The sequence below is a fragment of the Acidithiobacillus sp. TH-A36 genome (assembly GCF_057473445.1).
Genome location: NZ_JBYCKP010000163.1, coordinates 1 through 8,737, shown reverse-complemented (window position 1 = coordinate 8,737; position 8,737 = coordinate 1). Strand labels below are relative to the sequence as shown.

At 49.8% G+C, this 8,737-nt stretch carries 10 protein-coding genes and 1 tRNA gene; 9 read left to right on the top strand and 2 right to left on the bottom strand.

Translation table 11 applies throughout. The features are described 5' to 3' along the window. From AC2VLY_RS04450 to AC2VLY_RS04415, 8 genes are all read left to right on the top strand, one after another. The coding region (locus AC2VLY_RS04450; protein ID WP_486891922.1) for an outer membrane protein assembly factor BamB family protein at window positions 1–330 on the top strand (330 nt) is incomplete at its 5' end. Window positions 331–339: 9 nt separating this feature from the next. Next, the gene (gene der / locus AC2VLY_RS04445) at window positions 340–1,677 is read left to right on the top strand and encodes a ribosome biogenesis GTPase Der (RefSeq protein WP_193649984.1); all 1,338 of its coding nucleotides are present in this window, start codon (window positions 340–342) and stop codon (window positions 1,675–1,677) included. After that, entirely contained in the window at window positions 1,678–2,094 is a 417-nt protein-coding gene (locus AC2VLY_RS04440; RefSeq protein ID WP_193649983.1) for a hypothetical protein, read from the top strand. Beyond that, window positions 2,066–2,551, top strand: a complete 486-nt coding sequence (locus tag AC2VLY_RS04435; RefSeq protein ID WP_486921824.1) for a SixA phosphatase family protein — start codon at window positions 2,066–2,068, stop codon at window positions 2,549–2,551. The genes AC2VLY_RS04440 and AC2VLY_RS04435 overlap by 29 nt, the downstream gene beginning before the upstream one ends. Before the next feature lie 85 nt (window positions 2,552–2,636). Further along, the gene (locus AC2VLY_RS04430) at window positions 2,637–3,008 is read left to right on the top strand and encodes a DsrE family protein (protein WP_010640087.1); all 372 of its coding nucleotides are present in this window, start codon (window positions 2,637–2,639) and stop codon (window positions 3,006–3,008) included. Between the two features lie 205 nt (window positions 3,009–3,213). Continuing rightward, on the top strand, window positions 3,214–4,299 hold the full coding sequence (gene pstS / locus AC2VLY_RS04425) for a phosphate ABC transporter substrate-binding protein PstS (protein WP_486921823.1): 1,086 nt from the start codon (window positions 3,214–3,216) through the stop codon (window positions 4,297–4,299). Window positions 4,300–4,392: 93 nt separating this feature from the next. Beyond that, window positions 4,393–5,349 carry a phosphate ABC transporter permease subunit PstC gene (gene pstC / locus AC2VLY_RS04420; protein WP_486891924.1) on the top strand — a complete coding sequence of 319 codons (957 nt, stop codon included), beginning with the start codon at window positions 4,393–4,395 and terminating at the stop codon, window positions 5,347–5,349. A 137-nt stretch (window positions 5,350–5,486) separates the two neighbouring features. Continuing rightward, complete coding sequence (locus AC2VLY_RS04415) at window positions 5,487–6,260, top strand: PstA family ABC transporter permease (RefSeq protein ID WP_227485559.1); 774 nt, start codon at window positions 5,487–5,489, stop codon at window positions 6,258–6,260. Between the two features lie 13 nt (window positions 6,261–6,273). Here the strand turns inward: AC2VLY_RS04415 and AC2VLY_RS04410 are convergent, their stop codons facing one another. Together AC2VLY_RS04410 and AC2VLY_RS04405 are read right to left on the bottom strand one after the other, a co-directional pair. Continuing rightward, window positions 6,274–7,023: a hemerythrin domain-containing protein gene (locus AC2VLY_RS04410; RefSeq protein WP_193651633.1), complete on the bottom strand. Its 750-nt coding sequence runs from the start codon at window positions 7,021–7,023 to the stop codon at window positions 6,274–6,276. 25 nt (window positions 7,024–7,048) lie between these two features. Next, window positions 7,049–7,133: transfer RNA gene (locus tag AC2VLY_RS04405), tRNA-Leu, on the bottom strand. A gap of 373 nt (window positions 7,134–7,506) precedes the next feature. Here AC2VLY_RS04405 and AC2VLY_RS04400 point away from each other — a divergent pair. After that, a complete protein-coding gene (locus tag AC2VLY_RS04400) occupies window positions 7,507–8,592 on the top strand; it encodes an alkene reductase (protein WP_486921822.1) in 1,086 nt (361 codons plus the stop codon). Window positions 8,593–8,737 lie beyond the last annotated feature (145 nt).

The window sequence follows — 8,737 nt, the reverse complement described above, 5'->3', positions numbered from 1 at the left end:
ACTCCAGTCTGGTTCAAGGGACATTTGTATGTGGCCGATTCAGATGGAGTAATTTCTGAAATAGATCCTGGTTCCGGCAGCATCCTGTGGAAAAACGATAAACTCAAAGGCCATGCCATGACCGGTCTGAGTAGTTGTGGAAATGATTTGCTGGCAACCGATAATGGTGGCTATCTCTACGCCTTCAATCCCGAATCCGGGCATCGGATTGGTCAGACACGCCTTTCCTCCAGCGGTATTCAAAGTAGTCCCGTATGTCTGGATAATCACCAGATTCTTGCTCTCAGTGATGCGGGCACTTTGTATCGGATCAAGCTCGAAAAGCGCTAAGGCTGTATCATGACTGCAGTTATTGCCCTGGTGGGGCGACCCAATGTCGGTAAATCCACTTTTTTTAATCGCCTCACCCGTACGCGGGAGGCCCTGGTTGCCGATTTCCCCGGGCTGACGCGTGATCGTCACTATGGAACTGCGCAGTTTGAAGGTCGTCAGTATCTGGTCATTGATACCGGCGGCTTTGAACCCGAAGAACGCGAGGGTCTGGTTGCGGCCATGGCCATTCAGACCAGACTGGCTATTCAGGAAGCCGACGCCATCTGTTTTCTGGTCGATGCCAAAGAAGGTTTGTCTGCCCAGGATGAAGAAATTGCCATGGAATTGCGCCGTGGTGGCAAACCGATTTACCTGGTTGTGAACAAGATGGATGCCAAAGGCGCCGTCAGCGAACTCCCGGAATTCCATCGCCTGGGTCTGGGAATGCCCTATACGATTTCTGCTGCCCATGGACATGGTGTTGAAACTCTGCTGGAAGCCGTTTTCTCGGATCTGCCCAGTGAGGAAATTGCGCAGCAGGATGCCGGAAAAGGCCCCCGCATAGCCATGCTCGGCCGTCCCAATGTCGGTAAATCGACCCTGGTTAACGCCATGCTTGGCGAAAAAAGAGTGTTGGTATTTGATGAGCCGGGGACTACCCGGGACAGTATCCGCATTCCCTATGAACGCGATGGCAAGCCCTATGTCATGATTGATACTGCCGGCATGCGGCGGCGTGCCAGAGTCGGCGAGGGCCTGGAAAAACTCAGTGTTTTGAAAACATTGGGCGCCTTGCGGGAAGCCGATGTCGTGCTGCTGGTGCTTGATGCCAGGGTTGGTATTGCCGAACAGGATTCTCATCTGGTGGGGGTCGCTGTAGAGCTGGGACGCCCGATTGTCGTCGTGATCAATAAATGGGACGGGATGAGTCCTCACGATCGTAAGGCGGTCAAGCAGGAGCTTGAGCGCCGCCTGAGTTTTATTCAGTATGCGCCGGTCTACACCATTTCCGCCTTGCATGGTACAGGTGTTGGTGATTTGTACAAAAGTATTGATCGCCTCTGGCAGGACTCCCGCAAACATTTTTCAACGGGAGAGCTGAATCGGGCTTTGGGCGAGATTATTGAAACCCATCAGCCACCCATGGTTGGCGGACGCCGGATCAAGTTGCGATATTGTCATCAGGGTGGTGAAAATCCGGTGACTCTGGTATTTCACGGGAATCAGCTAACGCGCTTGCCGGGTAGTTACAAGCGCTATCTGGAAAGCGCCTTCCGGAAAGCCTTACATCTGGACTCCATTCCTTTGCGCCTGTTATTTCGTCAGGGCGAAAACCCCTATGATCCACAAAGAGGAAAGCATTAAATGAAAGGCAGTCTGTCCGGATGGTGGCGTTGGGCCATTATCGCGCTCCTTATTTATCTCGGTATTTTATGGAGTGGGGCGATGCTGCCGGTCAGTCCCCAGGGTTTATGGATTCGTGCCGGGGAGTACGCACTCTGGGCCACCGTAACCCTGGGTGCTTTAGCGCGCTTTTATCCGGTGCTTGGTCCTTATGGCTGGCGTCCGGTGACTATTTTTGTGGGGGCTGTTTTATCCGGGCTGGAGATTTTCATTGGTTCGGGTCCCGATACTAAAACCCGGGTGGACGAATGGATGACTGCTCTGATTGGCATTGCCGCAATCACAATTCTTGCCCGCGTGTTACCCCGTGCCATCACCGTCATCTGGTTTGGACAGGAGGTGCAAAAGCGTGAACCTTTTACTCGTACGCCACGCTGAGGCAGAAGACGAAGCCGTTTCCGGCTCTGATTTTGAGCGGCAACTCACCCGCTATGGACAGGAAACAGCAGCGGCTGTCGCCCGGGGCTTACGCCATTGTATTCAAGGTTCGGTTTTGTTGTGGAGTAGCCCCTTGCTCCGTACCCGTGAGACAGCCGCTTATATTGCCCAAGCCTTTGGTGTTGAAGTAGAACGCTATCACCAGGCTATTCCCGCCGGAGATCTGAACATACTGAGTCGGGATTGGCAGAGTTTGAGCAAACAGCCTGAAACGCTGATTGTGGTGGGTCATCAGCCCCATCTAGGAATTTGGACTACGCGACTAACCCGGGTCAGTGTGCCCGTCAAAAAAGCCAGCGTGATTGGTATTCATCTGAAAGCTGTTGATCAACTGGAAGGTGAACTTCAGTGGTATGCTTTGCCGGAAATGATGCGCGCCGTTGCGACTGAGAACTAAAGCCTAAGCACAACCGTTTTAGTTGGTACCACAAATTGGTGTACAATCTTCAAGTTATTTCACACGTTCAATCAGGAGGTGTTAGATGTCCGAAGCAGCGGATCTTGTTATCATTCTTATCACTGGCGCTGAAAACCCCAAGCGTCTTCCTTCCGCTTTTTTCCTGGCTGCCACTGCCGCTGCCGCCGAGCAGAAAGTCGTCATGTATTTCACTGGACCAGCCACGGAGCTGCTTGCCAAAGGTAAGGCAGAGAGCATATTCCCGATGGAAGGCGGTAAAAGTGTCGCCGACTTCATGAAGCTGGCCGAAGATAATGAAGTTCAGATTATTGGTTGCCTGCAGTCTCTGGAATTGAATGGTATGACCAAGGATGATCTGGCCAAACCCATTCCCATGATGAATCCCAGTGCGGCTCTGCCGTCATTGGCCGCTGCAGGCCGTATTCTGACCTGGTAACCGGTGGTACAAACCTTCATTACCTTGAGGAGCCCGTCCTTTTGGACGGGCTCTATTTGCACCAGAAGGATTGTCATCAAACTGTCATATAACTGTGCTAGATTGCTACTTACGTTTCTTCAAGACTGCCTGCTAGGCATTGAGGACGTACGGTGTGTTTGGAAATAAGCCGTAAATCAACGAATTCGCCATCTTTGGAGGTCTTATGCTGTATCGTTTGAAGAAAGAGCTTTCTCGCAGTGTAAAGGGTGCCGTCATGGTTTCTGCATTGGGTCTTGCCGGCATATATGCCATGCCCGCCAGTGCAGCCACGATTTCCTTGTTGGAAACCGGTTCCACCCTGTTGTATCCGCTTTTCAACCTGTGGGTACCTGTGTACACCAAAATGAATCCCGGCGTGCAGATAACCACCCAGGGTACGGGTAGTGGTACGGGTATTGCTGAAGCCATTTCCGGCGTTGCCCAGATTGGCGCTTCTGATGCATACATGAGTGATGCCCAGATCAAAATGCATCAGAACATCCTCAACATTCCTTTGGCCATCTCCATTCAGATGATCAATTACAATCTGCCCGGTCTGAACAACAAGCATCTGAAGCTTTCCGGTCCTGTGCTTGCCGGTATTTATTCCGGCAAAATCACCAACTGGGACGATGCGGCCATTGCCAAGCTGAATCCTGGCGTAAAACTGCCCAACCACAAGATTGTCCCTATCCACCGTACCGATGGTTCTGGCGACACTTTCATTTTTACCACCTACCTGGCTGACACCTCCCCAGCATGGAGCAAAAGCGTTGGCTACAGTACGACGGTAAGTTGGCCGGCCGTTCCGGGTGGTATCGGTGCCGAAGGCAACCCCGGCATGGTCCAGGCTCTGAAGACGACGCCTTATGGTGTGGCATACATCGGTATCAGCTGGAAGAAACCGGTTGAAGAAGCCAAATTGGGCCTGGCCATGCTGGAAAACCGCGCAGGCAATTTCGTATTGCCTACAGTGGAAAATGCCAAGGCTGCAGCTGGTGAAATGGTCAGCAAGACCCCTGCTGATGAACGGATCAGTCTGGTATTCGCTCCTGGTGCCAAGTCCTACCCCATCATCAATTATGAATATGCCATCGTCAGTAAGACCCAGGCCAAGCCGGAAGTGGCTGCAGCCATGAAGAAATTCCTGAACTGGGCCATTGATCCCAAGGGCGGTAATGCACCACACTTTATCACTGCGGTAAACTTCGTACCGCTACCTGACAGCGCCGCTGAGCTGTCACGTAAACAGATCGCAGAAATTCACTAAGATCTGAACGGTGCCGGGATACCCCGGCACCGGTATTTTTTAATACGACTTTTTATATAACATTAACTTAATTCGGGAAGTGGAATCATTGTAATGAAAATTCCTGTATTCAGAACGGCATTAGTGGCTACCGCAAGTTTTTTGCCGATTTCATTACTCCTTCTGATAATTTTTTTGGCCGTGTATTCATGGCCGGCTATTCAGTATAATCAATTTCATTTTTTATGGACGAATGATTGGAATCTTGGCAATCTTTATGGTAACCCGGTTTCAGTAAATGGGCATCAAATCATGCCTGGTGCCAAGTATGGCATCTGGTTTCTGGTCGTGGGGACGATTGCCAGTTCGGTACTGGCGATGCTTATTGCCATGCCTATCGCTATTGGCGCAGCCTATTTTCTCAGTGAAGGCATTCGTAAAACCTGGTCAGGGCCCTTATCCTTATTTGTCGATCTGCTCGCTGCCATTCCCAGTGTAGTATATGGTTTATGGGGATATGCTTTGCTGGTGCCGCTATTTGGGCACACCATTTTTCCTTTTTTGGCAAAGACTTTTTCTTTTATTCCTTTCCTGAATGGCGAAGCGGGAAGCGGTTATGGGCTATTGACCTCTGCTTTTGTCTTGGCAGTCATGATCATTCCCCTGATTTCGGCGACGCTGCGTGAATCTATCCAGATGACAGAACCTGCCTTGAAAGAGGCTGGCCTGAGCCTTGGTTTGAATCGCCTTGAAGTTTTTTGGCATATTGTTTTGCCTAAGCTAAGAACCGTCTTGATCGGCGTAGGGATTTTGGCGTTGGGGCGGGCTTTGGGTGAAACCATGGCGGTATTGATGGTCAGTGGTAATGCCCTTAACTACTTACCCAATAATATTTATGCTCCCATTTCAACCATGGCGGCATTTATTGCCTCGCAGCTGGATAGTGCACTGCAAGATCCAACCAATATGGCTGTTGAAGCATTATCTGAAATAGCCCTGGTGTTATTGCTGATTACGGTGGTTGTCAATATAGCTGCCAGAATGATGTTATGGATGACAAAGGTCCGCTGATGGCTATTAATGTATTGGAAGAGCAGGTATTACCGAAAATGAGTACACCCAGGAAATTTAAAGTATCCTTATGGCGCAGGCTGAGGACTGTTTTTGCTACCATCATGGTCATAGGGTCCTTTGTCTTTTTGGCGGCCATGTTTCTTTCCATCATTGTTGATGTGCTCATACATGCCTGGCCAGCGCTCAATATCAAATTGTTGACAGAAATTACCAATGGTATTGGTGGTGGTCTGAAAAATGCCATTGAAGGTTCCATTATCATGTCTCTGGGCAGCTTGCTGTTGGCTGGACCCATCGGGATATCTGCAGGCATTTATCTGAGCGAGCATGGTCATCGAAATGCTGGCAAGCTGCTGCGGTTTCTCTCAGACGTTCTGGTTGGTGTACCCTCCATAGTGCTGGGTTACGTGGGTTATATTACGATGGTCATTTATTTGGGTTGGCAGTTTTCAGTGGCTGCAGGAATCATCACCCTGACCGTCATGCTCCTTCCCTACATTGCCCGCTCCACGGAATTGGCGCTGAGTAACATCCCTTTGTCTGTTCGTGAGGCTGGATATGGATTAGGGGCAGGGGAGGGGCGGATTGTTTTCAAGATATTACTACCTGGTGCCGCACCGGCGATTATGACCGGTCTTTTTTATGCGGTGGCATTATCCATGGGCGAAACAGCTCCACTTTTGTATACCGCTGGCTGGTCAAACTATATGTGGACCGGAAGTCTGACCAAGGAGCCAATCGGCTATTTGACTTATGTTATCTGGACATTCATCAACGAGCCTTTTGCAGAATCACATATGTTGGCATTTGCCGCAGCTTTCCTGATTACCGCCGGAGTGTTGATACTCATTCTTCTGGGGCGCTGGTATATGGTACGAGCCCAGCGGCGGATGGGAGCATACCGCTAAGCTGTCAGGTTGTTCAGGAAAAAACCTTCAGTACCTGGCTATCTTCTGAACCCGATAGAAGTTCTTTTGCTCTGGCAAGATGTTCAGTGGCACGGCCACGATCACTATTATCTGTCGTCTGCCAAATGGGAAACAAAGTGGTTTCTTCACGGTTTTCATGCTTCGCAAGTGAGCCGGAAAGCATTGCGCAGATGGCTGGCAGCATACCATAGTCTTTTTCGTCAAAGGTTTCTTCGACCAGGCGCGATTGCACAATAATACTGTCATGTTCAAAAAGCATATCTGCCAAGGGTCCCTGCTCTTCGCCCCCCCCAAGAACCGGACCCAGCAGATTGTTTTCCAGATGAACGTGACGACGGAGACCAATCCAGTAATCCTTGAAAATACTCTCAGCCTCAGCAATTCTGTTTTCGTTGGCTGCAGCAAGAACCTGAGCAAACTGATGATCCAGGCGATAATGGTCCCAAGTTAACAGATCAACCACATCTTTGGCTTCTGCCTCGGCTCGGGGTTGAACTTCGACCTGCCATAGTTTGCCGTCGCTTTCCATGTGCCAGGAGATGGCATCCCGCAGTTGAAAAGCTACGGCACGCATCATGGCGGCAGGATCTGAATCTGTGAGCACCTGTATTTTTTGCCCGACGGACAGACGAATGCTGGCCGCATAAACAACGGGTTGTGCTTCAGTATATGTCATTCCGCGCACATCAATCACGTTACTCAAAGGGGCCACAGCGGAAGGGTTTATGGAGTCAATCGACATGAAGGGTATCCTTGATGTTACAGAATGGTGCCCAGGGCCGGACTCGAACCGGCACGGTATAAACCGAGGGATTTTAAGTCCCTTGCGTCTACCGATTTCGCCACCTGGGCAAGGTAAAGGCTGATCTTTTCATCGTACGCTGTTACCGTGGCGAGAGTCTGATCAACAATGCTCGCATCATAACAAGATCAACCGTCACAAACCAGATGATCAAGTTATTCGAATAAACGCAGCAGGTTGTAGGGAGGCTTTGCAGCAATTTTTGGCCTCGCGGTTGTTGTTTTTGTCGACATCTTTCCCCGAGCCATCATTCTTGAACAGAGGATTGGTAGCTCATTGATCCACAACTTGTTTAGCCAGCGATTGCTTTGAAGTTATGTGAGTATGGTGTATCTGCAAAAATATGGATGCTTGTAAACAGACCGACTAGTCGGTATTATTTCGGTGTTTAAGACTCTAAGCTGATACTGACAAGGAGAATCCATGGCCGACTTGTTCTCACCATTGCAACTGGGCAGCATCCACACCGCTAATCGCATTTTTATGGCACCTTTGACGCGCTGCCGCGCAGAGGGCGAGCATGTACCAACGCCGCTTATGGCAGAATACTACGCTCAAAGAGCCAGTGCGGGGTTGATCATCGCTGAGGCAACCATGATTTTGCCTGGTAATTCTGCCTTTTGGCATGAGCCGGGTATTTATTCAGCCGCACAGATTGATGGTTGGCGCTTAGTTACCGACGCCGTGCATTCAGCTGGAGGTAAAATTGCCCTGCAACTTTGGCATGGTGGTAGAGCGTGCCATCCTGATTTGAATGATGGGGCTGTTCCTGTGGCTCCCAGCGCCATTGCCATTAAGGGTGAAGAGGTACATACCCCAAATGGAAAGCAAAATTATACTGAACCGAGAGCCTTAAAGGATGACGAAATACCCGCTATTGTCCAAGGGTTTGCCCAGGCTGCGCTGAATGCCCGTTCTGCCGGGTTTGATATGGTGGAAGTGCATGCGGCAAACGGTTATTTACTGGATGAATTTCTGCGCGATGGAAGCAATATTCGCTCTGGAATATATGGTGGTAGCATGGAAAACCGTGCGCGACTGCTATTCGAAACATTGACGGCTGTTTCTAATGCCATTGGTGCCGACCGGGTCGGTGTGCGTTTATCTCCCCTCAATAGCTTCAACGATATGCGTGATAGTAATCCCGTGGCCTTGTTGACTTGGCTTGCTGATCGCTTGAATGATTTTGGCTTGGCTTATTTACATTTAATGCGCGGAGACTTTTACGGCCATCAATCAGGCGATATTTTGTCTCCAGCGCGGAAACATTACCGTGGAGCTCTGATTACCAACATGGGCTACTCGCCTGAAGAAGCCAAAGAAGCTTTAGCCTCTGGTGTTGTTGATGCCATTGCTTTTGGAACGGCTTTCCTGGCAAATCCAGATTTGCCAGATCGGATTCGTGCAGGCTATTCCTTGAATGCTCCTGACCAATCCACTTTTTATTCTCCTGGGCCAAAAGGATATACTGACTATCCGGCGTATAAAAAATCTAGTTTTAGTAAATAATACAGGACGGGATGAATACCTATTATTCCTTTAGTTATTCTCTCAATTTCCATGATAATTCCTCTCCGGCCCGGAGAGGAATTAATGTGTCCACTCCACAGGGATAGCTTTCGGGAACTGTCCAACTCCGTTTTTCCAGAGTAAT

Coding starts and splice junctions, on each gene's coding strand:
- der (WP_193649984.1), top strand. CDS start 340: ATGACTGCAGTTATTGCCCTGGTGGGGCGACCCAATGTCGGTAAATCC.
- AC2VLY_RS04440 (WP_193649983.1), top strand. CDS start 1,678: ATGAAAGGCAGTCTGTCCGGATGGTGGCGTTGGGCCATTATCGCGCTC.
- AC2VLY_RS04430 (WP_010640087.1), top strand. CDS start 2,637: ATGTCCGAAGCAGCGGATCTTGTTATCATTCTTATCACTGGCGCTGAA.
- pstS (WP_486921823.1), top strand. CDS start 3,214: ATGCTGTATCGTTTGAAGAAAGAGCTTTCTCGCAGTGTAAAGGGTGCC.
- pstC (WP_486891924.1), top strand. CDS start 4,393: ATGAAAATTCCTGTATTCAGAACGGCATTAGTGGCTACCGCAAGTTTT.
- AC2VLY_RS04415 (WP_227485559.1), top strand. CDS start 5,487: ATGTTTCTTTCCATCATTGTTGATGTGCTCATACATGCCTGGCCAGCG.
- AC2VLY_RS04410 (WP_193651633.1), bottom strand. CDS start 7,023: ATGTCGATTGACTCCATAAACCCTTCCGCTGTGGCCCCTTTGAGTAAC.
- AC2VLY_RS04400 (WP_486921822.1), top strand. CDS start 7,507: ATGGCCGACTTGTTCTCACCATTGCAACTGGGCAGCATCCACACCGCT.